The organism is Embleya sp. NPDC059213 (assembly GCF_042754445.1).
Classification (GTDB): domain Bacteria; phylum Actinomycetota; class Actinomycetes; order Streptomycetales; family Streptomycetaceae; genus Embleya.
Genome location: NZ_JBHZAV010000072.1, coordinates 1 through 21,960, shown reverse-complemented (window position 1 = coordinate 21,960; position 21,960 = coordinate 1). Strand labels below are relative to the sequence as shown.

Genomic DNA, 21,960 nt, shown 5'->3' with positions numbered 1-21,960 from the left:
GCGATGAACGGACCCTTCAGTTACGAAGAACTCGCCGCGCTGATGAAGACCTGCGCCGGCGTCACCGCCGATCCGCAACGGATGAGCCTGCCGGGGTCGACGTTCGAGGAATTCGGACTCGACTCGCTCGGCCTGCTCGGGATCGTCTCCGAACTGGAGCGGCGCTACCAATTCCCGCTCGGCGCGGACGTGGACCAGTGCAAGACCCCGCGCGAGTTCCTGGAAACCACCAACTCCCAACTCACCTCCGGAGTGTGACATGGCAGGCCATACCGACAACGACATCGTCATCTCGGCCCCGTTCGACCTGATCTGGGACATGACCAACGACGTGGAGCACTGGACCGACCTGTTCAGCGAATACGCGTCGGTGGAGATCCTCGCGCGCGAGGACAACAAGGTCACCTTCCGGCTGACCATGCACCCGGACAAGGACGGCAAGATCTGGAGCTGGGTCTCCGAGCGCGAGGCCGACCGCGAGGCGCGGACGGTGTGGGCCCGCCGGGTGGAGACCGGGCCGTTCGCGCACATGCACATCCGCTGGGAGTACCAGGAGGTCCCCGACGGCGTGCGGATGCGCTGGGTGCAGGACTTCGCGATGAAGGAGACCGCGCCGGTCGACGACGCGTGGATGACGGACAACATCAACCGCAACTCTCGCGTGCAACTGGAGCTGATCCGGGACCGGATCCAGCAACGCGCCCGGGAACTGGACGTGGCGCCCACCGCGCGCACCTGGTGACACCTGCGTCGGTGCCGGTTCGCCCGGCGCCGACGCGCCCGGTCGGCGGGTCCGCCCCGCGCGGTCCCGCCGACCTCCCACCGATCGACCGGAAAGGACCATCGCACATGCACCGCACCCTGATCGTGGCCCGGATGAAGCCCGATTCGGCCCCCCGAATCGCGGACATCTTCGCTTCCTCCGACACCGGCGAACTCCCGCACCTGGTAGGGGTCACCGGCCGCAGTCTGTTCCAGTTCGGCGACCTGTACCTGCATCTGATCGAGGCCGATCGGCCACCGGGGCCCGCCGTCGCCAAGGTGGCCGGACACCCCCAGTTCCGCGACATCAGCGAGCGACTGGCCGTGCACGTGGGCGCGTACGACCCGGAGACCTGGCGGTCGCCGCAGGACGCGATGGCCCGGGAGTTCTACCGCTGGGAGCGGGACGCGCAGGTATAGCGCGTACGGCCGTCGTGTACGTCGCTGTCGGCCAACGCCCCTTCTTCTTGGGCCCCTTCGTCCCAGGCCCCTTCGTCCAAGGACCCTGAAGCCATGATCGAGACCGACCTCGGGCTCACCGTCCACGCCCGACCCGACTGGGTCAAGTGCGGGCGCTGCGCCGAACTCGTATACGGCAAACGCTTCGCCCGGGACCTACAGGTGTGCCCCGACTGCGGTGATCACGCCCGGCTCACGGCGCGGCAACGACTGGATCAACTACTGGATCCCGGCTCGGAGACTCCGCTGACCGCCGGGCCCACCCCCCACGACCCGCTGGACTTCGTGGACTCGCGCCCCTACGCGGAGCGCCTGGCCCAGGCGCGCGCCGCCACCGGCATGGACGAGGCGGTGCTGTGCGCGCGGGGCACCGTCCACGACCGGCCGGTCGTGGTGGCCGCGATGGACTTCCGCTTCCTGGGCGGCAGTCTCGGCTGCGCGGTGGGCGCGTTGGTCACCGAGGCCGCGAACGAGAGCCTGCGCAGCCGTACTCCACTGCTGCTGGTCACCGCCTCGGGCGGGGCCCGTATGCAGGAGGGGGTGCTCTCGCTCATGCAGATGGCCAAGACCGCCCACGCCCTGGCGGAGTTGCACGAGGCCGGCGTCCTGGTGGTGTCGCTGATCACCGACCCCACCTACGGCGGGGTGGCCGCCTCGTTCGCCACGCTGGCCGACGTCATCCTGATCGAACCCGGCGCCCGACTGGGCTTCGCCGGCCCCCGGGTGATCGAGCACACCATTCGCGAACGGCTGCCCACCGGCTTCCAGACCGCCGAATTCCTGCTGGAACACGGGATGGTCGACGCGATCACACCCCGACCGGCGTTGCGCGCGACCATCCGCCACCTCCTCGCAGCGGGCGATGCGCGCGAGGTGCGTCCCGAGGAGGCACCGGGCGAGCCGACCACGCAACCACCCGCGCCCGGACCGGCGGCGAACGCGTCGACGGCGAACGGGGCGGCGGACCAGGGCGATCCGTGGGAGGCGGTCCGGCTGGCCCGGCACCCCGCGCGACCCACCGCCCTCGACTACGCCGGGCGAATCCTGGACGACTTCCACGAGTTGCACGGCGACCGGATCGGCGCGGACTGCCCCGCGGTGATCGGCGGCATCGGCCGGCTGGACGACCTGCCGGTGATGCTGATCGGACATCACAAGGGGGGTGACAACCTCGCCGAACGTCAACACCGCAAGTTCGGCATGGCCACCCCGGCGGGTTTCCGCAAGGCCGCCCGGCTGATGCGGTTGGCCGCCAAGCTCGGCCTGCCGGTGATCACCCTGGTGGACACGCCCGGCGCCAACCCCGGACCGGACGCGGAGCGGGACGGCCAGGCCGTGGCGATCGCGGAGAACCTGCGCCTGATGTCCCGACTGCCCACCCCGATCGTCACGGTGATCACCGGCGAGGGCGGCAGCGGCGGCGCCCTCGCGCTCGCGGTCGCCGATCGGGTGATGATCGGCGAGCACGGTGTGTATTCGGTGATCAGCCCGGAAGGGTGCGCGGCCATCCTGTGGAAGGACGCCGCAGCCGCGCCCGCGGCCGCCGCGGCGCTGCGCATGCGCCCACGCGAACTGCTGTGCCTGGGCGTGGTCGACCGGATCGTGCCCGAGCCGCCCGGTGGCGCGCACACCGACCCGGGCAAGGCCGCCGCACTGCTGCGCGCCGCACTGATCCCGGTCGTGCACGAGTTGCGCGCGCTGGACCAGACCCGGCTCCTACGCGAACGCGGGGACCGATTCCGGGGCTTCGGCGTCGCGCCGGCTGCCCGTGTCGAAGGAAGTGCGTGATGACCCCACCCCACGGAGCTCCGGACGCGCACGACGCGCACGCCGACAACCACGTCAACCACTCCGGCTATGCGGACGAGCGGTGGGTCAAGCCGCTCACCCCCGCCTCCGCCGCGCAGCCGCACACCCACCCGCACCCGGCCGACCGGCCGCAGCCGGCACCCTCCGCCCCGGTTCCGCCGCGGTTGATCCGGTTGCGCTGCGGCGACACCAGCATCGAGATCGAGTGGCCGGAAACCCCCGCGCCCGGCCCGGCCGCCGTCGCCCTCGACGCACCCGCCGCCGCGCCGCGGAGCGAGCAATCGGCCGCGCCGGAGGGCACCCGGCGGTTCGTCCGCGCGCCGATGGTCGGCACCTTCTACCACGCGCCCGAGGTGGGTGCGAAGCCCTTCGTCAGCCTCGGCGACACCGTCCGCGCCGGTCAGACGGTGGGCATCCTGGAGATCATGAAGATGATGAACACCATCACCGCCGAGGTGTCCGGACAGGTGGTGGAGGTGCTGGTGGCGGACGCGCAACCGGTGGAATACCACGAGCCGTTGCTCGCGATCGAGCCACGCGCGACCGGCCGGGACGCGAACGCCGAGCACGACGGCGGGCCCGACGACCGTCCCGGTACGGGCCACGACGGCCCGGCCGGGCGGCACTGACAACGACCGAGGGGGTCCAGGTGTTCTCGACCGTGCTCATCGCCAACCGCGGGGAAATCGCCCTGCGGGTGGCCCGCACCTGCCGCGAACTCGGTATTCGCAGCGTCGCCGTGTACTCGACCGCGGACCGTGATTCCGCCGTGGTGCGGTTTGCCGACGAGGCCGTGCACATCGGCCCGCCATCCGCCAGATCCAGCTATCTCAACATGCCGGCGATCATCGAGGCGGCCCGACGCACCGGTGCGCAGGCGATCCACCCGGGCTACGGATTCCTTTCCGAGGACCCCGACTTCGCGGAGATCTGCGAAGCGCACGGGATCACCTTCATCGGACCGCCTCCGCACGTGATGCAGCAACTGGGCGACAAGAGCGAGGCGCGCGCGGTGATGGCCGCCGCCGGGCTGCCGGTCCTGCCGGGCAGCGACGCCGCGTTGGCCTCGCCGGCCGAGGCGGCCGAGGTCGCCGCCCGGGTCGGCTACCCGGTGATCCTCAAGGCGGTCGCGGGCGGCGGCGGTCGCGGCATGAGCGTGGTGCGCGACCCCGACGAACTGGCCTGGGCGTACCAGGACACCCGGGCGCACGCCCGTGCCGTGTTCGGCGACGAACGGCTCTACCTGGAGCGCTACATCGACGACGCGCGGCATGTCGAGGTGCAGGTGTTGTGCGACGGCCACGGCGGCGCGGTGCACCTCGGCGAGCGGGACTGCTCGGTGCAGCGTCGGCACCAGAAGCTGGTCGAGGAGTCCCCGGCCCCGCACCTCCCGGCGGAGGTACGCGACGCGATGTGCGCGGCGGCGCTGCGCGGCGCGAGCGCCGTCGGCTATGTGGGCGCCGGCACCTTCGAGTTCGTGGTCACCCCGGAACACCGGTTCCACCTGCTGGAGATCAACTGCCGGATCCAGGTGGAACACCCGGTGACCGAGATGGTCACCGGCGTCGACATCGTGCGCGAACAGCTCGGCATCGCCGCCGGCGCACCGCTGACGTTCGGTCAGCAGGACGTGGTGCCACAGGGGGTGGCGATCGAGTGCCGGATCAACGCGGAGGACCCGGACCGGGGGTTCGCGCCGACCCCCGGTCGGCTCACCGAGTTCGTGCCGCCCGGCGGGCCGTGCGTACGGATCGACACACACGCCTACCCGGGGTGGACCGTGGGCCCCGACTACGACTCGCTGCTCGCCAAGGTGATCGTCTGGGCGCCCGATCGGGACCGGGCCATCGCGCGCGCCGAGCGGGCGCTGGGCGAGTTCCGGGTGGCCGGCGGCGGCGTGCACACCACCGCGGGCTTCCTGCGCCGACTGCTCGCCCACCCGGTGTTCCGCGCCGGGAGACATTCCACCGCCCTGGTCGACACGATGACCTCGGATCCCGCCGAGGCCGCGCCGGCCGCACTGCCCGAGCCCGTTTCCTGAACCGCGCCCGCGCGCCACCCTCTTGCTCTTCGCCACTCCCTCTCTCCCGAAGGCAGAACTTCGCTCATGCACGCACAACGGCTGCTTCCTCTCGCCTGCGCCACCGTCCTGACCGCGCTGGGCTCCGTCCTGGCCCCGGCCGCGCACGCCGACACCCGGCATGTGGTCCATCCCGGCGAATCGATCCAGGCGGCGGTGGACGCCGCCGCGCCCGGGGACATCGTCGACGTGCTGCCCGGCACCTATCCCGGCAGCGTGACGATCGCCACGGACGGCGTGACGATCCGCGGGAGGGGCGAGCGCACCGTGATCACCCCGGGGGAAGCGGACGCGGCGAACGTGTGCGCGGCAGCCGGTCACGGGATCTGTGTGACCGGCACGGAGGAGGATCCGGTGTCCGAGGTACGGATCCAGTCGTTGACGGTCACCGGCTTCGGCAAGACCGGAGTGATGGGCAGCGGCACCGAACACATGGTGGTGCGGCGCGTGTTCGCGCACGACAACGGGGAGCACGGGATCGGTCAGGAGAAGTCCACCCGCGCCGAGTTCACCGACAACACCGCCGACGACAACGCCCAGGCGGGGCTGTTCCTGGCCGATACCGCCGATGCGATGGGCGCGAGCATCGCCCGCAACCACGCCTCGGGCAACCGGCTCGGCGTGTTGATCCGGCGCGGACGCATGTTGGCGATCGAGTACAACGAACTGACCGGGAACTGCGCCGGCGTGTTCATCGTGGGTGACGAAACCCAGCCGGTGGCCGGGGCGTTGGCGATCCGCCACAATCGCATCGACGAGAACAACAAGTACTGCGAGGCGAATTCGCGGCTGGCCTACATCCAGGGGTCGGGCATTGTGCTCACCGGCGCCCAGGAGACGCAGGTGAGCGACAATCAGGTCCGGGACAACCGGGGCGAGTCGCCGATGTCGGGTGGCATCGTGATGGTGCCCAGCTTCGCCGGCGGGCCGACCACGAACAACGTGATCTCGGACAACGTCGTGCAGCGCAACGAACCGGCGGACCTGGCGAATCGGGACGCCGCAGCGGACAACACGTTCACGGCGAACGTCTGCGGCCGGTCGGAACCGGCCGGCCACTGCTGACCTGCGGTGCCTGGCGGGCGGCAACGCCCACCCCACGCAGTCGGATTCAGCCCGGCCCCGACATGCCCGGCATGTCGGGGCCGGCGGGTGGGGTGTCGCCGTAGCCCAGGGTCGCCATCATGCCCAACTCGCTGTGGTAGAGGTTGTGGCAGTGCAACATCCATTCGCCGGGATTCTCGGCGAGCACGTCCACGGTGACGCTCTCCCGCGGACGCACCACCACGGTGTCCTTGCGCGGCCCGCCCCCGGCGGCGCCCCACACCTGGAAGGTGTGTCCGTGCAGGTGGATCGGGTGCCACATGCGGGTGGTGTTGGTGAAGGACAACCGGACGCGCTCGCCGACGGCGACCGGCACCCGCAGCGGGGGCGTGTCGAACGTGGCGGTGGTGCCCAGTCTCCACCCGGTTCCGTCGGGTCCTCGACCCAGCACGAGATCCACGCCGCGAGCCGGCGCGTCGCCCAGATCCACCGAGGGGTCGGCGAGCAGGTCCGCCAGGGTGAGCAGACGGCCGTCCGACTCGGGCACGTCGACCGAGGCCGAGGGCGCCTCGCCGCCCGAGGTGCGCACCACCGCGAACGCCCGGTCGCCCTTGCCCTCGGCGAGGGCCACCAGCGGGAACACCCCGTCGGCCAGCGTGACCAGTACGTCGTAGCGCTCGCCCATCCCGATCAGCAGCGTGTCCACGGTGACCGGCAACACCGGGTATCCGTCGGTGTGGGTGACCGTCAGCTCGTGTCCGCCCAGGGCGACCCGGAAGGCGGTGTCCGCCCCGGCGTTGATCAACCGCAGCCGCACGCGGTCACCGGGCGCGGCGCCGAACTCCTCGGGGGCCTGCGGGGTGCGGCCGTTGACGAGGTAGTGCGGGTAGGCGAGGTGACCGGCGACCCCGCCCAGCAGCGTGCTCAGCATGGTCCGCACCGGTCGGGGTCGATCGCGGATGTCGGCCAACGCCGCGTCCGGGTCGGTGCCGGTGCCGTCGAGCCAGTCGTCGAGGACGACGGTCCACTCCGCGTCGTAGCCGAGCGGCTCGGCCGGGTCCTCCACCACGAACGCCCCGTAGGCCGCGCGGTCGAGTTGGGTGCCCACGTGCGAGTGGTAGAAGTACGTGCCCGGATCGGGCGCGGTGAAGCGGTAGTCGAAGACGCCGCCCGGAGGCACCGGGACCTGGCTGAGTCCGGGGGCGCCGTCCATCGCCGGATCGATCCGCACGCCGTGCCAGTGCACCGTGGTGTCCTGCGGCAGGTTGTTGCGCAACCGCGCGGACACCGTGCCGCCGGAGGTGACCCGGATCTCCGGACCGGGCACCCGGTCGCCGTAGCCCCACGTGGGCACGGTGCGTGAACCCAGGTCGACGGTGACCGGCGCCGCGTCGAGCAACACGGCGGTGTCCGCGGCGGGGAGCACCGATCGTGGGGCGGCGGGGCCGGTGCCGAGCAGTGCCCGAGGGCCGCCGGCGAGCAGGGCGGCGGTGCCGGCCGTACCGAACAGCAGGGCGCGGCGGGTCGGGTGGGAGGGGACAGGCACGATGCGGCCCTGCTTCCTGGGGTCGGCTTGCGATCGGGCTTCGCCCGCCGGGGGCACCGGCGCGGTTCGGCGGCCAGTACCCCGCGCCGACCCGCCGAACACGCCGTTCCGGCCCGGCATCGGCTCCCGCCCGGCGGGTGCCGCCACCCGGGTGAACACCGCGAAAGAGCAGTTGCCTGCCGGGATTCGGGTCGTTGCACCGGTCGGTCGCGCCCATTCACGGCGCCATCCGAAACGGAGCTCAGATGAACACGATCAAGAAGTCCGCGGCCCTCACCGTCGGCATCGCCGCGCTCGTCATGTCGGGTGCCGGTGTCGCCAACGCCGGTGCGGACGCCCAGGGTGCGGCGGTCGGTTCGCCCGGCGTCCTGTCCGGCAACAACCTCCAGGTCCCGATCCACGTGCCGATCAACATCTGCGGCAACAGCCTCAACCTGCTGGGTGCGCTCAACCCGACGATCGGCAACGTGTGCGCGAACGTCGACGGCGACCACGACAAGGGTGAGCACCACTCGAACGGGCACGGCAAGGGTGAGGCCCCGCAGCACCACGGTGGCGGCCACCAGGGCTGACCTGTCGATGCCGCTCGTCCTCCGGCGATAGCGCTCGACACCGCTGAACCGGCGGCCCCTCCGATACGGACGGATCCGAGGGGCCGCCATGCCGGGCGGTCGGGGCGTGTCTTCGGCGGCGCGGCGGGTGTCTCGGGCCCACGTCCGGCTCCGGCCGGCTACGGTTTGCGGCCCACCGCGCCGTACATGGCCACGTCCGGGGTCCGGTCGCCGGCCTCGGGCCGCCAGCGCGAACACGAGACGACGCCGGGTTCGAGCAGTTCCAGACCGTCGAAGAAGCGCGCGATGCCCTCGGGCGAGCGCTGCTTGAGCCGGGGCGTGCCGTGCGCGTTCCAAAAGGCCACGGCGTCGTCCACGTCCGGTGGCGCCGGGGGGCTGGTCACCGTGTGGGACAAGGCCAGGTGACTGCCCGAGGGAAGCGCGTCCAGCAGTCGGCGGACCGTCCCGTACGCCTCGTGGTCGTCGTTGACGAAGATGATCACGCCGAGCAGGACCAGCGCGATGGGCCGGCTGAAGTCCAGTGTCTTGGCCGCGCGGGCCAAAATCTCGTCGACGTCGCGCAGATCGGCGTCGATGTAGCGGGTCGCCCCCTCCGGACTGCTGGTCAGCAGGGCCCGGGCGTGCACGAGCACCAGGGGGTCGTTGTCGACGTAGACGATCCGCGATTCCGGGGCCACGCCCTGGGCGATCTCGTGGGTGTTCCCGGCGGTCGGCAGTCCCGTGCCGATGTCGAGGAATTGGCGGATACCCAGGTCGCCGGCGAGATGGCGGATCGCTCGGCCCAGGAACTGCCGGTCGGCGAGCGCGTAATCGCGCGTTCCCGGGTGGATCGCGGCGATCTGATCACCGGTCTCGCGGTCCACGGGATAGTTGTCCTTGCCGCCCAGCCAGTAGTTCCACACCCGGGCGGTATGTGCCACCTCGGTGTCGATCTTCCGCTCTGGTAAAGCCGATTCTGCGTCGAGCATGGACTCGGCCACGAACTCTCATCTCCGGATGCCGTGTGGGGTGGTCCAGGCCAATCTAGGCGCCCGGTACACCCGGCCGACAGGCATCCCGGTGAACGTTCCATCACGTTCGGCAAACATTTCCGGCCCTGCCGGCCAGGCCGGCCGCCGGGCCGCGGCGCTATCGGGCGCGTTCGTGCACGAGGTCGGTGAAGCGCCGCAAGGCGGTGTCGTCGTCGATGATGAACAGGTTGGGCTCCACCAGTTCCAGTTCCATCAGGACCGGGGATCCGTCGTCGGCCAGGGCCAGGTCCACCCGGGCGTACAACGGCGTGTGCGAGCCGGGCACGGCAGCCAACGCGGCTGCGGCCAGGTCAAGTTCGGCGGCCGAGGGTTGGTGCGGGAGCAGGCCCGGATGCGCTTCGCGATCGTTGTCCAGGACGCCCGGCTCGGTCAGCACCGGCCCCTTGCGCATCGCGTGGCTGAACGCGCCGCCGAGGAAGACCAACGCCCGTTCGCCCTCGTCGATCCGGGACAGGTAGGGCTGCACCATCGCGGTCGCCCCACCCGCGTGCAGCGCGGCGACGTGTCGACGGGCGGCGTCGCGATGCCGCTGCGCGTAGCGGGCGGTGTCGCGGGCGCCGGCCGAGACGGCGGGCTTGACCACGAACTCGCCGTGCTCGGGCAGGATCGGCGACTCGCCCGGGGCGACGAACCGGGTGGGCACGACCGGGACACCCCGGGCGGCGAGTTCGTGCAGGTATCGCTTGTCGGTGTTCCACCGCAGCAGGGCGATCGGATTGTCCAGCCGGGTCACCGCCGCGACCGCCTCCGCCCAGGCCAGGTAGTGCGTTCGGCGCTCGGCGTAGTCCCACGTGGATCTGATCACCACGGCGGCGCAGGCCGACCAGTCGAACCCCTCCGCGTCCCAGCACACCGCCACGGCGTCGAGCCCGCGGGCGCGCAGCGCGGCGAGCATCGCCGGCAGGTCCCGGTCCAGGGCGAGCCCCGGGGTCGAGGTGGCCAGTGCCACCCGGATCGCGTCGGACATGCGAACCTCCGCATCGGGGCGAAACAGGAACCGCGCCGGTCGGCGCGAGTTCGCCCAGCCTAGGGTTCCCGTGCCCGACGGGTGGTACGCGGTCACCTCGGGTCGGTCCGAACGGGCGAAGGGCAGCGGTCCGGGACGACACCGCCGGCCCGACGCAGCCGTGAGGCGTGCCGTCGGGCCGGCGGTGGGTGGTGCGTCCGGGCGTGCCCGGGGTGGTTCAGGCGCCGGGGCCGGTGAACAGGCCGCGGCCGGCCTTGATCGCGCGACCGGCCTTGACCAGGCCCTCCGTGGACGTGCGCACGCTCTCCATCCGGCTCTTGGTGGCGGTCTCGCCCAGGGCCTCGGTGAGTTGGCGGACGTTCATGGGTTCGCCGGTGCCTTCCAACAACGCGGCGATCTCGTCGCGCAGGTGGGAGCGGACCGGGCGAGCGGCCACCGGTTCGGGTGCGACCGGCTCGGGTGCGACCGACTCGACGGGAGCGGCCTTCGCCCGCGTGGTCTTCCTCTTGGCGGCGGGCTTGGCAGCGGACTTGCTCGCCGGCTTCGCGGCCGGCTTGCCGGCGGGCTTGGCCGCCGGGGTCTTACGCGTCGACGCGGACTGTATCCGCGTCTTTTCCTTCGTGGCGGCGACCGCCTTGCGCTTCCGGCTCGGGGCCGGAGTGGCGACGACGACCTCTTCGACCGGCGCTGCTTCGACCGCGGCCTCTTCGACCACGTCCGCCTCGACCGGCGCCTCCTCGACCGGCACGACCTCGACCGGCGCCTCGGCCGGGGTTTCGGCCTCGACCGGCACGACCTCGACCGGTGCGACGGGCTCGACCCGCGGCAGCGGCACGAGCGGACGGATCAGCGCGAGGTGCTCCACCGCGCTGATCCGGGCCGCCAACTGCCGTTCCACATCTGCCAGTTCATCGCGCAGTCGGTCTCGCTGCGCGGTCAGTTCGGTAGCCTCCCTCTCCAACGAAATCCGCAGTTCGTCCACAGACGATGCGACCATCCGGCGACTCCTTCTCATGCCACTGGGACAGTGAAAGGGTGAACGCAACCCACCGATGGGCCGACGATTCCCCTCCCGGCGGGTGGGAACTTCCCACCCGCACTGCGCCCATGATCCACCGAAACCCCTTTCCGCGGGGCGGCGGTATGCAAGTGTGATGAAGGGAAGGCCGTAATGGTGTAGGGAAGCCGCCGGCCGCCGGGTACCGTTCCGGCCCGCCGGGCCCCGGTCGAGGCGGGCCGGAACGGTGGTCAGCCGGCGGTCAGCACGGCGGGGTGCGGGTCCCCGGTGTCGCCGGTCGGGTCGACGTGTTCGGGAACGAGGAAGCGCGAGACGCTGTACAACTTCTCCCGGGTCTCCTCCAACTCGCGCTCGGGGGTGGAGTGCGCGACGACGCCCGCGCCGGCCCGCAGCCAGGTGTGCCCGTCGTGGCGGAAGACGCTGCGCAGCACCAGGGCCGCGTCCAGGGTGCCGTCGGCGTCGACGGTGAGCACCGATCCGCTGTACAGGCCCCGGGGCCCGCTCTCCAGACGGTGGATCAGCCCGCATGCCTCGGCCTTGGGAATGCCGGACGCGGTGACCGCGGGGAAGAGCGCGGCCACCGCGTCCCACGCGGTGCGCCCCTCGGCCAGTCGGCCGGACAACCGTGAGGCCAGGTGTTGCACGCTGCCGCGTTCCTTGACGCTCATGAAGTCGTCGATGTGCACGCTGCCTTCGGCGCAGACAGTGGCCAACTCCTCGCGGGCCAGGCGCACGGATATGGCGTGCTCGAAGACCTCCTTGGCGTCGCGGTACAACTCCTCGCGCCGGGACCGGTCCGCCGTGGGGTCGCCGGCGAACGCCCGGGTGCCCGCCAGTGGTTGGGTGGTCACGGTGCGGTCCCGGGTGACCCGGGCGACGATTTCCGGACTGAAGCCGGTCGCCTGCCACCCGCCCAGCCTCAGCAGGAACGACCGGGCCGGGTCGTTGCCCCGACGGCCGGCGAGATAGGTGGCGGGCAGATCGATCGGCTCGGGAACGGGCACGCGTCGGGAGACGATGACCTTGTCCAACTGCCCGGCCCGGATGGCGGCGACCGACGCGGTGACGGCCGCGCGATAGTCGTCGGCGCCGTGATCGCGCACATCGGCTCGGATCCGGGCCGCACGCACGGGCGCCTCGGCCGCCGACACGGCTGCGGCGAGCCGCACTTCGAGGTGGTCGAGATCGTCCGGGTCCAGGGCGCGCAGCAGCGCCGCCCCCTCGGTCAGCCGGATCTCCCGGCGCGGCACGGCGACCCGGGCGATCGGCGGATCGTCCGTGCCGGCGGCCCGGGCCGGGCCGCCGCCGTGCAACGCGTGGCTCAGCTCGAAGGCCAGCCAGCCGTACGCCCGCCACCCCGTGACGTCGACCTCGGCCAGGGCGCGGGCCACCGCGTCCAGTGGGCGCGCCCCGGTGGCGACGGTGCGGGTCGCGCCGGCCACGGTCAGCGTGGTCGCGCCGACACCCGCGGACACGAGTGCGTACGGCGACTCCCCCCAACCGACTTCGCCTTCGTTCTCGTAGACGACGAACTCGTCCGTGGTGGAGGCGGCGAGGGCGGCGGCGACGGCGACGGGGTCGGCGGCGCAGGCCACCGGCCGCTCGTGGAAGACCGAGGGGGAGGTCACAGCTCTTCTCGCTTTCAAGAAGGGGCCAGCGTTCAAGAGACCGAGCGAAGCGAAATTCAGGTTCCCGGTGGGCGAGGACACGGCGACGTATTCAGGTTAGCCTAACCAAAGTCTCGCATCTCGAACAGTGATCGTTCCGGAGGTCGACCACCCGATGAGCCAAGCCAACTCGCCGGTGCCGCCCCGTGCTTCGGGCCTGACGCCGTGGCCGGAAGAGACGGCCGCCGCCTACCGCGCGGCCGGATACTGGGACGGCCGCACGCTGGGCGGGCTGTTGCGCGACTGGACCGCCGCGTACGGCGACGACCTCGCGGTCGTGGCCGGCGAACAGCGCCTGACGTATCGTCAACTCGACGCCCGGGCCGACCGGATGGCCGGGGGGCTCGCCGATCTCGGGCTGCGTGCCGGCGACCGGGTCGTGGTGCAACTGCCCAACGTCGCCGCGTTCCCGGTGTTGTTCTTCGCCCTGGCCCGACTCGGCGCGATCCCGGTGTTGACGCTGCCCGCGCACCGCATCACCGAGATCGGCCACCTGGCCCGGCTGAGCGAGGCCGTCGCCTACGTGGTGGCCGACGAGTTCGCCGGCTTCGACTACCGCGACCTGGCGACCCGAGTGCTCGCCGAGGCGCCCTCGGTGCGGCACGTCCTGGTCGCCGGCGACCCCGGACCGCATCGGGCCCTGGACACCGTCGACGGCGAACCGCGCCCGCACGCCGAGCCCGATCCGGGAGACCTGGCACTGCTGTTGGTGTCCGGCGGCACCACCGGCGTGCCCAAACTCATCCCGCGCACGCACGACGACTACGGGTACAACGCCCGGGAGAGCGCGCGCGCCTGCGACCTCGACGCGGACACCGTCTACCTCGCGTGCCTGCCGGTCGCGCACAACTTCCCGCTGGCCTGCCCGGGTCTGCTCGGCACGTTGTCCGTGGGCGGCACCGTGGTGCTCTGCCCGTCACCGGCACCCGACGCCGCGTTCCCGCTGATCCAGGCCGAGGGGGTCACGCACACCGCGCTGGTCCCGCCGCTGATCCCGCTGTGGCTGGGTACCGCCGAATGGGACGACAGCGACCTGTCCAGCCTGCGACTGCTCCAGGCCGGCGGCTCGAAGTTGTCCGCCGAGGTGGCCCGGACGGTGCCCGATGGACTGGGCTGCGCCGTACAACAGGTCTTCGGCATGGCCGAGGGCCTGCTCAACTACACCCACGCGGGCGACGACGAGGAGATCGTCACCGGCACCCAGGGCCGACCGCTGAGCCCCGACGACGAACTGCGCGTCGTGGACGCGGAAGGGCGCGACGTGGCCCCCGGCGAGATCGGCGAACTCCTGGTTCGCGGGCCGTACACGCTGCGCGGTTACTACCGGGCGCCCGAGGTGAACGCCACGGCCTTCACCGCCGACGGGTACTACTGCTCCGGCGACCTGGTCCGGCGCCTGCCCTCCGGATACCTGGTGGTCGAGGGGCGGGTGAAGGACACCATCGACCGCAACGGCGAGAGCGTCTCCGCCGAGGAGGTCGAGACCCACGTCCGAGCCCACCCGAGCATCGAACACTGCGCCGCGATCGGGCTGTCCGACGCCGACCGCGGCGAACGCATCTGTGCGGTGGTGATCCCGGTGGCCGGCGTCGAGGCGCCCACGCCGGCGCAGTTGCGGGCCTTCCTGATCGAACGCGGCGTCGCGGCGTTCAAGCTGCCGGATCACATCGCCGTCGTCACCGAGTTCCCGCTCACCGCGATCGGCAAGATCGACAAGCGCGCGTTGGTCGACACGTTGTCGCGGCCGGCGACGCACTGATCGACGCCGGACGGACGGACCCCGGGCCCGCGCACCACCGCACGTGACCGGGGTGGCGGGCGGTGGGGTGGGCGCCGACGATGAAGAGCACGGGGGTCGTTCTTCGTCGGCTTCTCTGGAGGTTCTCGTCATGCCCGTGGTCACCAACCCCTACGTGCCCGGCACACCGTGTTGGGTCGACCTGATGGTTCCCGACCAGCAGGCCGCCCTGGACTTCTACCGCGACCTGTTCGGCTGGCAGGGCGAGGTCGGGCCGCCGGAGACCGGTGGTTACGCCGTTTGCTCGCTGAACGGGAAGGCCGTCGCGGGCATCATGGCCGCGATGTCCCCGGACGGCGGGCCGCCGCCGCCGACCGCGTGGACCACCTACCTGGCCGCCATCGACGCGGACGCCACCCAGGAGGCGATCAAGAAGGCAGGCGGCCGGGTGATCATGCCGGCGATGGACGTGATGACGCTCGGCCGGATGGGTGTGGTCGCCGAGCCCGGGGGCGCGGTGTTCGGTCTGTGGCAGGCGCGGGACTTCGGTGGCTCGGAGGTGGTCAACGAGCCCGGCGCGGTGATCTGGAACGAGCTGAACACCGGCGACGTCGCCGCCACGAGCGCGTTCTGCTCGACCGCGCTGGGTCTGGAGGCCGCGGCGATGGAGGGCGCCGAGGGCTACTACGCGCTGAGCGCGGGCGACCGGGTGGTCGCCGGGATGCAGGATTTGACCCAGTTGCCGCCCGGCACGCCCGCGCACTGGCTGACCTACTTCTCGGTGGACGACACGGACAGCACCGTCGACGCGCTGGTCAAGGCCGGCGGCAACGTGCTCAAGCCGCCGTTCGACATGATGGCGGGCCGGATGGCCGTGGTCCAGGATCCGCAGGGCGGCGCGTTCGCGGTGATCCAGGCGGTGGGTCCGGCGCCGGCCTGAGCCCGATCCGCGCCCGGCGTCGCGAACACCCGCCGGGGCGATCCCCCGAACGGCCGAAGCCCGCTCGATGCGATGGCATCGAGCGGGCTTCGGCGATCGTGGTCGGGCGCGGCGGGTCAGCCGGCGATCGGGGCGGGCACGGCCGGGTCGGTCCGGTCGGTCGTGGTCGGGTGGGTTTCGTCGGCGAGAGCCTTGAAGCCGCGCAGGCGCAGGCTGTTGCTGATCACGAAGACCGAGCTGAAGGCCATCGCGGCGCCGGCGAGCATCGGGTTGAGCAGTCCGGCCGCGGCCAGCGGCAGGGCGGCGACGTTGTAGGCGAAGGCCCAGAACAGGTTGGACTTGATCGTGCCCAGGGTCTTGCGGGCCAGCCGGATCGCATCGGCGGCGGCGCGCAGGTCGCCGCGGACCAGGGTCAGGTCGGACGCCTCGATCGCGACGTCGGTGCCGGTGCCCATGGCCAGGCCCAGATCGGCGGTGGCCAGGGCCGCCGCGTCGTTGACGCCGTCGCCGACCATCGCCACGATCCGGCCCTCGGCCTGGAGCCGGGTGACCACGTCGACCTTGTCCTTGGGCATCACCTCGGCGTGCACGTGCTCCGGGTCGATGCCGACCTGCGCGGCGACGGTGTGTGCCACCGTGGCGTTGTCGCCGGTGAGCAGGATCGGGGTGAGCCCCAGCTCGCGGAAGCGCCGGATGGCCTCGGCGGAGGTGGGCTTGACCGCGTCCGCGACCACCAGGACGGCGCGGGCCCGGCCGTCCCAGGCCACCGCGACGGCGGTACGCCCCAGGGCCTCGGCGTCGGCCATCGCCCGTTCCAGCTCGACCGGCAACTCCAGGGCCCATTCGGCCAGCAGCCGGGTGCGGCCGACCAGCACGGCGTGGCCCTCGACGATGCCCTGCACGCCGAGCCCCTCGACGTTGGCGAAGTCCTCGGGGTCGGGCAGGTCGCCGACCCGCTCGGCGGCGCCGGCGGCGATCGCCTGGGCGATCGGGTGCTCGGAGGCGTTCTCCAGGGCACCCGCGAGCCGCAGCACCTCGTCCGCGTCCTCGCCGACGGCCAGGTGGGTGTCGAGCAGGGTCATCCGGCCGGTGGTGACGGTGCCGGTCTTGTCCAGGACGATCGTGTCGACGCGGCGGGTGGATTCCAGCACCTCGGGGCCCTTGATCAGGATGCCCAGTTGTGCGCCGCGCCCGGTGCCGACCATCAGCGCGGTGGGCGTGGCCAGGCCCAGGGCGCACGGGCAGGCGATGATCAGCACGGCGACGGCGGCGGTGAACGCGCCGGCGATGCCCTGTCCGGTGCCCCACCAGAAGCCGAGGGTGGCGGCGGCCAGCGCGATCACGATGGGTACGAAGATGCCGGAGACCTTGTCGGCCAGGCGCTGCACCTGGGCCTTGCCGTTCTGGGCGTCCTCGACCAGGCGGGCCATCCGGGCGAGCTGGGTGTCGGCGCCGATCCGGGTGGCCCGGACCACCAGTCGGCCGCCGGCGTTGACGGTGGCGCCGGTGACGGTGTCGCCGGGGCCGACCTCGACGGGGACCGACTCGCCGGTCAGCATCGAGGCGTCCACGGCGGAGGTGCCCTGCTCGATCACGCCGTCGGTGGCGATCTTCTCGCCGGGGCGGACCACGAACAGGTCCCCGACGGCCAACTGCTCGACCGGGATGCGCTCCTCGCGACCGTCCCGCAGCACCGCCACGTCGCGGGCGCCGAGTTCGAGCAGGGCCTTGAGCGCGGCGCCGGAGCGGCGCTTGGCGCGGGCCTCGAAGTAGCGGCCGGCCAGGATGAAGGTGGTCACGCCGGCGGCGGCTTCGAGGTAGATGTTGCCCGCTCCGTCGCCGCGTTCGATGGCGAAGGAGAACGCGTGGGTCATGCCGGGCTCGCCGGCGGAGCCCCAGAAGAGTGCGTAGACGGACCAGGCGAGCGCGGCGAGGGTGCCCATCGACACGAGGGTGTCCATGGTCGAGGTGCCGTGCCGCAGGTTGGTCCACGCGGCCTTGTGGAACGGCCAGGCGCCGTACGCGACGACCGGCCAGGCCAGGGCGAGGGAGAGCCACTGCCAGTTGGTGAACTGAAGGGCGGGCACCATCGCCATCGCGATCACCGGCACGGTCAGCACGGCCGAGATGAGCAGCCGGTCGCGCAGAGCGCGCACCCGACCCCCGTCCGCGTCCGTGCCCGGCGCCGGCTCGCCGGCGGCTCCGGCGGTCTCGGGCGGGGCGGGGAGCTCGGCGGTGTAGCCGGCGGCCTCGACCTGGGCGACCAGGTCGGCGGGGGCGATGTCGGCGGCGTAGCTGACCTTGGCCTTCTCGGTGGCGTAGTTGACCGTCGCGGTCACACCGTCGAGCTTGTTGAGCCGCTTCTCGATGCGCATCGCGCACGAGGCGCAGGTCATGCCGCCGATCGAGAGTTCGATCTCCCCGCTGTTCGGTGGCGCCGAGGTCTCGGTGGTCGAACCCATCGCCTGCTCCTTCGCATCTCGCTCGTACTGGTGTGGCCGTCCCACGATCACATTGAACTATACCCTAGGGGGGTATCAAGAGGACAGCGGTCGGCCTTTGTTTCGATCTTGACGGGTGTTGCTAGTGTCCGTGCTCGCCGTGTTCCGGGGTGCCGGCGGGCGGTGTGGCGGCCTGCGCCGCGGGTGTGTTCGGGGCGCCGACGGCGACGGTGAACTCCGCGGTGCGGACCGTGTCGCCGTGCCGGAAGTCCAGGTACAGGCGGTAGTTGCCCGCGCTGGGCGCCTGGGCGTGGAAGGCGATGCCGGGTCCCGCGGGGGTCTTGCCGTCGCCGGGCGCGCCCTGCGGGTGGACGTGCAGGTAGCCGAGGTCGCCCTGGCGGAGTGCGACCAGGTGGCCGTACGCGCCGAGGTAGGGCTGGAGGTCGGTGACCGGGCGGCCGTCCCGGCTCACGTTCAGGGTCAGCAGGCCCGACTGGGCCGCGGACAGGTCGCCGGTCAGGGTCACGGTGTAGCCGTCGACGGTCGCGGTGCGGGTCGGGGCCGGCAGCGCGGCCGGTTCGTAGGCGCCGGCGACGATCACGTCGGCGCCGAGGGTGAGCGGCCCGGCCGGGTCGCCGGTGGGGGTGAAGTCGGCGAACATCCGGTAGGTGCCGGCGTTCGCGAAGGTCAGCGGCACGCTCCAGGTCCCGTCCGCGCCGAGCACGGGGTGTACGTGTTGGAAGCCGGACAGGTCGCGCCGGGCCACGATCAGGTGCAGGTCCTTGTCGTGGGCACGGTCGTAGCGGGTCCATGGTTGCCCGTCCGGGCCGAGCACGCGGAAGCGGAATTCGGTCGAGGTGCCGGCCGGCAGCGGTTCGGCGGGCGGTACCAGGGTGTAGCCGCGTTCGGCGACCTGTAGGCCACCGGGCATCTCGGCGGCGGGTGCGGCGGCGGGCACGGCACCGGTCGGGCCGGTGGGAGCGCCGGTGCCGGTCGACGGGCCGGCGGCGCCGGCGTGCCCGCCGTGTGCGGGCGCCGGGTCGGAGCCGACCGGGCCGACCGCGTGGCCCACGCCGAACGCGGCGCCGAAGGCCAGGACGATGCCGGCGCCGAACGCGCCGACCTTGACTGCCGTGTTCATGGTCTCTCCGTGATCGATGCGTCGGGGTGTCGGCCGGCGGTGGGGCCGCCGGGAGGGCGTCGGGGCCGACCGCCGCCCTCCCGAGGTGGTCAGTGGCAGGTGCCGCAGCAGCTCGCGCCCGCCGCCGGCGCCTCGTCCGGGGTCGGGACGAGGGCGTAGCCGGCCTCGTCGATCGCCGCCGCGACGGCGGTCTCGGCCAGGGCGGTGTCGGAGGTCACGGTGACCCGGCCGCTCGCGAGGTCGACCGCGACGTCGGTGACGCCGTCGAGCAGGCCGACTTGGGCCCGCACCGACGAGACGCAGTGGCCACAGGTCATGCCGGTGACGGTGTAGGTGGTGGCGACGGCGGAAGTGGACGTGCTCATGGCGAAGCCTCCTGATGCTCGGTTTCGCCGCACCGGAGGTGGCCCGGTCGGCGAGTACGGTTACAACATACCCCCCCTAGGTATGTAGTCAAGCCCGTTCGAGTCGATCGGGAGTGCTGATTGCCGCCGAGGTCCGGCGGCTCGCGGTGCACGGGCCGCACATGGCTCGGCCCCGGCCCGGGAGTCCGGGTCGGGGCCGGCGGCGGTTCGCCGCGGGGTGGGGTGCGCGCACCCCGGGTCGGGTCAGTCGCGCAGCATCAGGATGACGCCGGCGGTGACCACTCCGATCGCGACGGCGGCGATGCCGTAGGCGAGGCGGTGGGCCCGCAGGACCGGCAGGAAGCGGTCGACGGCAAGTCGACCGGGGCCGGTCAGCGCGAGTGCGGCGGCGGCCGAGGTCAGCAACAGTTCGTACTCCACGCCGTTGGGCGCGAAGAAGCCGCCGTCCCACTTGACCGCGACGGCGTTGATCATGGTGCCCACGATCGCGGCGGCGGCCAGGGGTGTGCACAGGCCGATCACCAGGGCCAGGCCGCCGAAGGTCTCGGTCAGGCCGGCCACCGTGGCCATCGCCTTGCCGGACGGGTAGCCGCTCATGGTGAAGAACTGGCCGGTGCCGTCCAGGCCGGCGCCGTCGAACCAGCCGAACAACTTCTGGCTGCCGTGTGCGGCCATGGTCAGGCCGACCACCACTCGCAGCAGGACCAGCCCCAGGTCGTAGCCGTGCAGGGACGGGCCGGGCGCGGTCGGCGACGCGGGGCCGGTGGGCCGGTCGGGGCTGCGGAGGGTCGTCTCGGCGGGGGAGGCCATGCGGGTGTCTCCTGTCGATGCGAGGGCAGTTCAAATTTGAACTACTTCGACGCTACAGGCCGACTTCGGCTTCGACAAGCTCAGTAGGCTGGGGCGCATGAGCGAACCGCGTTGGCTGGACGACCTCGAGATGGCCGCGTGGCAGAGCTTCGTCGAGGCCGGCCACCGCGTGGACCGAGCGCTGGAGCGACAGCTCAAGGACGAGGCCGGTCTCTCGCATCCGCAGTACGAGATCCTCGTGCACCTGTCCGCGGCGCCGGGCGGCGAACTGCGGATGGCCGAACTGGCCGAGGAACTGATCACGTCCAAGAGCGGGATCACCTACCAGGTCGCCCAACTGGAGAAGCTGGGACTGGTGCGCCGACGCGCGTGCCCCGAACAGCCGCGCGGCGTCTACGCGGTGCTCACCGAACAGGGCGAGCAGCGGTTGCGCGGCGCCGCCCCGGCGCATGTCGAGCGGGTTCGCGAAGTATTGATCGACGTCCTGGACCGCGAGCAACTCGCGGTCCTGGCCGAGGCGTTGGGCACGGTCGGCCGCCGGCTGCGGGCGCACGACCGGCCCTGATCGCGGCACCTGTGCCGAGCCCGAACGACGAGGCGCCCCGCTCCCGGACGATGCGTCGGGAGCGGGGCGCCGATCGTCGGTCGCCCGATCGGGGACGGGTCAGGAGATGCTGACGTCGTCCACGAAGAAGGTGGTCGTGGCGGACTCGTCCTCGGCGCCGGCGAACTGGAGAGTCACCGTCTGGCCCGCGTAGGAGCTCAGGTCGATGGTCTTCTGTACGTAGGTGCCGGTGGCGTTGGCGTTGGAGTAGGTGGCCAGGGTCGTGCCGTTGACCTGGACGTTGAGTGTGTCGTAGACCGTGTTGCCGACTTCCTCGGTGGTGATCTTGACCCACACGCGGAGTTGGCCGTTGGCCGGGACCGAGATGTTGGACTGGCTCAGGGTTTCGGTGGCGGTGCTGCCGTAACCCATCATCCAGGCGTACCAGCCACCGCTGTGCGGGGTGGCCTGGGTGCTGTTGGTGATGTCGTTGGCGCTCTGCGTCCAGTTGGCGGTGCCCTGCTCGAAGCCGCCGTTCTGGAGCGCGTTGCCCGGGTTGGAGTTGCCCACGGTCAGGGTGTACGTGGTCGTGTGGGTGACCGAACCGGTGCCGATGACGGAGATCTGGTAGGTGCCGGGAGTGGTGTTGGCCGCGACCGTGATGGTGGCGGTCGAGGACGCCCCGGACTGGACGGACGTCGGGTTGAAGGTCACCCCGACGCCGTTCGGCGCGCCACTGGAGCTGAGCGCCACGGTCTGCGCCGCGCCGCTCACGGTGGAGGTGTTCACCGTCGTGGAGACGGTGCCGCCGGTGGAGGGGACGTTACCCGCGCCGGGCGCGACCGAGATCGAGAAGTCCGGGCCGGGGGTGGTGCCGCCGACCGCGGTCTTCCAGATGGTGTAGGCGACACCGTCGGCGCTGCGGTCCAGGACCGTGGCGCTGATGTTGGCGGTGGTGTCGCACGCGGAGTGGTAGCAGGAGTCGTACGAGGCGTTGGCCTGGCCGCCCCACTTGGTGGCCTGTGC

20 protein-coding genes and 1 pseudogene are annotated in these 21,960 nt (G+C 72.0%); 11 read left to right on the top strand and 10 right to left on the bottom strand.

Annotated elements, in window-relative coordinates:
• Positions 1–3: 3 nt before the first annotated feature.
• From ACFXMF_RS25415 to ACFXMF_RS25385, 7 genes are all read left to right on the top strand, one after another.
• On the top strand, positions 4–258 hold the full coding sequence (locus ACFXMF_RS25415; RefSeq protein ID WP_360319757.1) for an acyl carrier protein: 255 nt from the start codon (positions 4–6) through the stop codon (positions 256–258).
• Position 259: 1 nt separating this feature from the next.
• Positions 260–742 carry an SRPBCC family protein gene (locus ACFXMF_RS25410; protein ID WP_360319755.1) on the top strand — a complete coding sequence of 161 codons (483 nt, stop codon included), beginning with the start codon at positions 260–262 and terminating at the stop codon, positions 740–742.
• Positions 743–849: 107 nt separating this feature from the next.
• The gene (locus ACFXMF_RS25405; RefSeq protein ID WP_360319753.1) at positions 850–1,182 is read left to right on the top strand and encodes a TcmI family type II polyketide cyclase; all 333 of its coding nucleotides are present in this window, start codon (positions 850–852) and stop codon (positions 1,180–1,182) included.
• A gap of 93 nt (positions 1,183–1,275) precedes the next feature.
• Positions 1,276–3,009 carry an acetyl-CoA carboxylase, carboxyltransferase subunit beta gene (accD, locus tag ACFXMF_RS25400; RefSeq protein ID WP_379991572.1) on the top strand — a complete coding sequence of 578 codons (1,734 nt, stop codon included), beginning with the start codon at positions 1,276–1,278 and terminating at the stop codon, positions 3,007–3,009.
• Complete coding sequence (gene accB, locus ACFXMF_RS25395; protein ID WP_360319749.1) at positions 3,009–3,659, top strand: acetyl-CoA carboxylase biotin carboxyl carrier protein; 651 nt, start codon at positions 3,009–3,011, stop codon at positions 3,657–3,659. The genes accD and accB overlap by 1 nt, the downstream gene beginning before the upstream one ends.
• Positions 3,660–3,679: 20 nt before the next feature.
• The gene (locus tag ACFXMF_RS25390) at positions 3,680–5,071 is read left to right on the top strand and encodes an acetyl/propionyl/methylcrotonyl-CoA carboxylase subunit alpha (RefSeq protein ID WP_379991573.1); all 1,392 of its coding nucleotides are present in this window, start codon (positions 3,680–3,682) and stop codon (positions 5,069–5,071) included.
• A gap of 66 nt (positions 5,072–5,137) precedes the next feature.
• Positions 5,138–6,175, top strand: a complete 1,038-nt coding sequence (locus ACFXMF_RS25385) for a nitrous oxide reductase family maturation protein NosD (RefSeq protein WP_379991574.1) — start codon at positions 5,138–5,140, stop codon at positions 6,173–6,175.
• 46 nt (positions 6,176–6,221) lie between these two features.
• Here ACFXMF_RS25385 and ACFXMF_RS25380 read toward each other — a convergent pair whose 3' ends face one another.
• Positions 6,222–7,700, bottom strand: coding sequence for a multicopper oxidase family protein (locus ACFXMF_RS25380; RefSeq protein ID WP_379991575.1), 1,479 nt, complete (start codon positions 7,698–7,700; stop codon positions 6,222–6,224).
• A gap of 245 nt (positions 7,701–7,945) precedes the next feature.
• Here ACFXMF_RS25380 and ACFXMF_RS25375 point away from each other — a divergent pair, with 245 nt between their 5' ends.
• Positions 7,946–8,272 (top strand): chaplin, encoded by a 327-nt coding sequence (locus tag ACFXMF_RS25375; RefSeq protein WP_360319741.1) that lies wholly within the window; start codon positions 7,946–7,948, stop codon positions 8,270–8,272.
• Between the two features lie 158 nt (positions 8,273–8,430).
• Here the strand turns inward: ACFXMF_RS25375 and ACFXMF_RS25370 are convergent, their stop codons facing one another.
• The 4 genes from ACFXMF_RS25370 to ACFXMF_RS25355 all read right to left on the bottom strand — a co-directional run bounded on the left by ACFXMF_RS25370 (position 8,431) and on the right by ACFXMF_RS25355 (position 12,916).
• Positions 8,431–9,240 (bottom strand): SAM-dependent methyltransferase, encoded by an 810-nt coding sequence (locus tag ACFXMF_RS25370; protein WP_379991577.1) that lies wholly within the window; start codon positions 9,238–9,240, stop codon positions 8,431–8,433.
• Between the two features lie 160 nt (positions 9,241–9,400).
• Complete coding sequence (locus ACFXMF_RS25365) at positions 9,401–10,270, bottom strand: RimK family alpha-L-glutamate ligase (protein ID WP_379991576.1); 870 nt, start codon at positions 10,268–10,270, stop codon at positions 9,401–9,403.
• Between the two features lie 217 nt (positions 10,271–10,487).
• Positions 10,488–11,267, bottom strand: a complete 780-nt coding sequence (locus ACFXMF_RS25360; RefSeq protein WP_379992910.1) for a hypothetical protein — start codon at positions 11,265–11,267, stop codon at positions 10,488–10,490.
• Between the two features lie 251 nt (positions 11,268–11,518).
• Complete coding sequence (locus ACFXMF_RS25355; protein WP_360319735.1) at positions 11,519–12,916, bottom strand: salicylate synthase; 1,398 nt, start codon at positions 12,914–12,916, stop codon at positions 11,519–11,521.
• 154 nt (positions 12,917–13,070) lie between these two features.
• Between ACFXMF_RS25355 and ACFXMF_RS25350 the strand changes: the two genes are divergently transcribed.
• Positions 13,071–14,714, top strand: coding sequence for an AMP-binding protein (locus ACFXMF_RS25350; RefSeq protein WP_360319733.1), 1,644 nt, complete (start codon positions 13,071–13,073; stop codon positions 14,712–14,714).
• A 130-nt stretch (positions 14,715–14,844) separates the two neighbouring features.
• Complete coding sequence (locus tag ACFXMF_RS25345; RefSeq protein WP_360319731.1) at positions 14,845–15,633, top strand: VOC family protein; 789 nt, start codon at positions 14,845–14,847, stop codon at positions 15,631–15,633.
• Between the two features lie 116 nt (positions 15,634–15,749).
• On the opposite strand, the gene ACFXMF_RS25340 is transcribed toward ACFXMF_RS25345, so the two are convergent.
• From ACFXMF_RS25340 to ACFXMF_RS25325, 4 genes are all read right to left on the bottom strand, one after another.
• A complete protein-coding gene (locus ACFXMF_RS25340) occupies positions 15,750–18,095 on the bottom strand; it encodes a heavy metal translocating P-type ATPase (protein ID WP_380018160.1) in 2,346 nt (781 codons plus the stop codon).
• Positions 18,096–18,216: 121 nt separating this feature from the next.
• Positions 18,217–19,215: a hypothetical protein gene (locus tag ACFXMF_RS25335; protein WP_379992688.1), complete on the bottom strand. Its 999-nt coding sequence runs from the start codon at positions 19,213–19,215 to the stop codon at positions 18,217–18,219.
• A gap of 89 nt (positions 19,216–19,304) precedes the next feature.
• The gene (locus ACFXMF_RS25330) at positions 19,305–19,580 is read right to left on the bottom strand and encodes a cation transporter (RefSeq protein WP_360319725.1); all 276 of its coding nucleotides are present in this window, start codon (positions 19,578–19,580) and stop codon (positions 19,305–19,307) included.
• Positions 19,581–19,823: 243 nt separating this feature from the next.
• Positions 19,824–20,390, bottom strand: a complete 567-nt coding sequence (locus tag ACFXMF_RS25325; RefSeq protein WP_380018181.1) for a DoxX family protein — start codon at positions 20,388–20,390, stop codon at positions 19,824–19,826.
• A gap of 97 nt (positions 20,391–20,487) precedes the next feature.
• Here ACFXMF_RS25325 and ACFXMF_RS25320 point away from each other — a divergent pair, with 97 nt between their 5' ends.
• A complete protein-coding gene (locus tag ACFXMF_RS25320; RefSeq protein WP_360319721.1) occupies positions 20,488–20,955 on the top strand; it encodes a MarR family transcriptional regulator in 468 nt (155 codons plus the stop codon).
• 99 nt (positions 20,956–21,054) lie between these two features.
• Here ACFXMF_RS25320 and ACFXMF_RS25315 read toward each other — a convergent pair.
• Positions 21,055–21,960 (bottom strand): annotated as a pseudogene (locus ACFXMF_RS25315) (peptidase M28); the annotation flags it as partial.

Excerpts from the sequence above, each read along its gene's own strand:
- ACFXMF_RS25415 (WP_360319757.1), top strand. The coding sequence starts at position 4 with ATGAACGGACCCTTCAGTTACGAAGAACTCGCCGCGCTGATGAAGACC.
- ACFXMF_RS25410 (WP_360319755.1), top strand. The coding sequence starts at position 260 with ATGGCAGGCCATACCGACAACGACATCGTCATCTCGGCCCCGTTCGAC.
- ACFXMF_RS25405 (WP_360319753.1), top strand. The coding sequence starts at position 850 with ATGCACCGCACCCTGATCGTGGCCCGGATGAAGCCCGATTCGGCCCCC.
- accD (WP_379991572.1), top strand. The coding sequence starts at position 1,276 with ATGATCGAGACCGACCTCGGGCTCACCGTCCACGCCCGACCCGACTGG.
- accB (WP_360319749.1), top strand. The coding sequence starts at position 3,009 with ATGACCCCACCCCACGGAGCTCCGGACGCGCACGACGCGCACGCCGAC.
- ACFXMF_RS25385 (WP_379991574.1), top strand. The coding sequence starts at position 5,138 with ATGCACGCACAACGGCTGCTTCCTCTCGCCTGCGCCACCGTCCTGACC.
- ACFXMF_RS25375 (WP_360319741.1), top strand. The coding sequence starts at position 7,946 with ATGAACACGATCAAGAAGTCCGCGGCCCTCACCGTCGGCATCGCCGCG.
- ACFXMF_RS25370 (WP_379991577.1), bottom strand. The coding sequence starts at position 9,240 with ATGCTCGACGCAGAATCGGCTTTACCAGAGCGGAAGATCGACACCGAG.
- ACFXMF_RS25365 (WP_379991576.1), bottom strand. The coding sequence starts at position 10,270 with ATGTCCGACGCGATCCGGGTGGCACTGGCCACCTCGACCCCGGGGCTC.
- ACFXMF_RS25360 (WP_379992910.1), bottom strand. The coding sequence starts at position 11,267 with ATGGTCGCATCGTCTGTGGACGAACTGCGGATTTCGTTGGAGAGGGAG.
- ACFXMF_RS25350 (WP_360319733.1), top strand. The coding sequence starts at position 13,071 with ATGAGCCAAGCCAACTCGCCGGTGCCGCCCCGTGCTTCGGGCCTGACG.
- ACFXMF_RS25345 (WP_360319731.1), top strand. The coding sequence starts at position 14,845 with ATGCCCGTGGTCACCAACCCCTACGTGCCCGGCACACCGTGTTGGGTC.
- ACFXMF_RS25340 (WP_380018160.1), bottom strand. The coding sequence starts at position 18,095 with ATGGGTTCGACCACCGAGACCTCGGCGCCACCGAACAGCGGGGAGATC.
- ACFXMF_RS25335 (WP_379992688.1), bottom strand. The coding sequence starts at position 19,215 with ATGAACACGGCAGTCAAGGTCGGCGCGTTCGGCGCCGGCATCGTCCTG.
- ACFXMF_RS25330 (WP_360319725.1), bottom strand. The coding sequence starts at position 19,580 with ATGAGCACGTCCACTTCCGCCGTCGCCACCACCTACACCGTCACCGGC.
- ACFXMF_RS25325 (WP_380018181.1), bottom strand. The coding sequence starts at position 20,390 with ATGGCCTCCCCCGCCGAGACGACCCTCCGCAGCCCCGACCGGCCCACC.
- ACFXMF_RS25320 (WP_360319721.1), top strand. The coding sequence starts at position 20,488 with ATGAGCGAACCGCGTTGGCTGGACGACCTCGAGATGGCCGCGTGGCAG.